The 1711-nt window shown below is 35.8% G+C and carries 2 protein-coding genes and 1 pseudogene; all 3 read right to left on the bottom strand.

The genetic code is table 11. The features are described 5' to 3' along the window. Positions 1-53: 53 nt before the first annotated feature. Positions 54-617: a hypothetical protein gene (locus ACHB7C_RS20680; protein WP_042848884.1), complete on the bottom strand. Its 564-nt coding sequence runs from the start codon at positions 615-617 to the stop codon at positions 54-56. Further along, a complete protein-coding gene (locus ACHB7C_RS20685) occupies positions 592-1266 on the bottom strand; it encodes a molecular chaperone (RefSeq protein WP_048609192.1) in 675 nt (224 codons plus the stop codon). The genes ACHB7C_RS20680 and ACHB7C_RS20685 overlap by 26 nt, the downstream gene beginning before the upstream one ends. A 77-nt stretch (positions 1267-1343) precedes the next feature. Then, positions 1344-1711, bottom strand: a pseudogene (locus ACHB7C_RS20690) (type 1 fimbrial protein); the annotation flags it as partial.

Raw genomic sequence — 1711 nt, forward strand, 5'->3', positions numbered from 1 at the left:
CATGAGGAGCATTAAAAAAGTCAGTAACCCCTGTTTTATTTTTTTCATGGCTCTTAATCCTGATAATATTCAAAAGTAACCGCAGCATTAGCATCGCCTGGCTTAACGTTATTCTCTCGTTTGACAAGGCTAACTTGGTAATTCACAACAATTGAATCGCTGGTTGTGGAAGGAAATGTGGAAATCCCTTCATCTTTCACCGCCTGACAATTTTGGTTGTTATTGTCGCAGGATTCAAGTAAAAAACCCGTTTTAGTTGTATCTGCTAATCCAAAAAAAATACCATTATTAAATGTTGTTGATGCGGCCGATTTAGATTTTATTTTAATTTTCTTTTCAGTACCTGCCGGGAAATTCTGACAAGTAATGGTATAAGAAAAACTTTCAGTTTTTATCGGTTGATTAATTGGGCTTTCGTCAACATCAGATGCTGTTAGCATTCCACTTTTATTAAAATCAATATATTTATCTAACTCACTGTTATCATCAAACTCACAAGTTCCTTTTATGATTTTGGTTTTGAACTGTATTTGCCCATTCTGAGCAATAATTGAGCCTGAGAATACAATGACACTTAGCGCTAATATCCCTTTACTCAACAGTCCCATGATATTCATTGTATCCTCCAAGGTCGTTGATAACAGCCCACTTAACAGCGCCCACTTTTGATTGAGAAACAAAGTTCATTTCAGCAAATGGGGCAATAACATTATTTTGTTTATTAAGCTTAATCGCTTTGTTATTAACAGATAAACCAGCCAAATTGATATAGTAAGGCGAGTTATTGACTACCTTAACGCCATTGGAGGTACTTTTAGTTTTGATGCCTTTAAATGCTTCTTCTTGCTGCATCGGCAGATTAGCCGGTCGATAGAAAATTTTAATAACACTTTCTAACCCGACTTTTACCCCATCCGCTTTATCGGATTCAGGGACATTTCTTGAGTGAAAGTAATACATACTTTCACGATCTTTTGGAAACTTGTGTGTGAGCGCTTTTATTTTAATAATATTACGTTGTTTTGGCGCTAATTTAAAAATAGAAGGCGTAATGACAAAGTAACCTTCAGAAGGTGTTTTGCTATCTAATTTTTGTGTAATAAAACTGGCGACTAAATACGATTTACTGTCTTCATTTCGTGCAGTAATTGCAGCAGAGTTTGTTGCTTCATCAATAACAATACGGGTTTGACTTAAACCGACACCCGCTTGAGAAGAAAACGAAAAAGCAAATAAGATAAAAAGTAAGGATTTTAATTTTAGCATTCTTTTTTTCTCTTATAATTTGCAGGCAGTAATAAATAACTGCCTGCTTTACTAGCTAAATTAACGCACGACGGTGATTAGTCGTATGCTACGCTGAATGTTACTGGCACATTTAAGTTTTGTGCGACAGCATCAGAAGCCGTTGCGTACAGACCAGCAACAACTGGGATGATGTAGTCATTTTTACCGGTTATTTTCAGGTCAGTAATTTCAGTTGCAATGTTAGGTTTAACTTCAGTTTTTGCTTTACCAGCAGCTAATTTAACACCGATTTGTGATGCTTGAGCGTCAGCAAACATATCTGAGTGACCAGTTAATGCTTCACCTGTTGCTAAGATAGAAACAGTCGTTGCATCAGCAGTTTGGTTTGCAGAATCGTCATAAACTTTAGTACAGTTATTTAAAACTAAGTTAAAGTTTGCTTCAGATAATGCTTTAGTTGTGT

Origin of the sequence: Providencia sp. 2024EL-00732 (genome assembly GCF_044006275.1) — a bacterium.
Classification (GTDB): domain Bacteria; phylum Pseudomonadota; class Gammaproteobacteria; order Enterobacterales; family Enterobacteriaceae; genus Providencia; species Providencia huashanensis.

Bases quoted from the DNA above. Each gene is read 5' to 3' on its own strand.
- ACHB7C_RS20680 (WP_042848884.1), bottom strand. From the start codon at position 617: ATGAATATCATGGGACTGTTGAGTAAAGGGATATTAGCGCTAAGTGTC.
- ACHB7C_RS20685 (WP_048609192.1), bottom strand. From the start codon at position 1,266: ATGCTAAAATTAAAATCCTTACTTTTTATCTTATTTGCTTTTTCGTTT.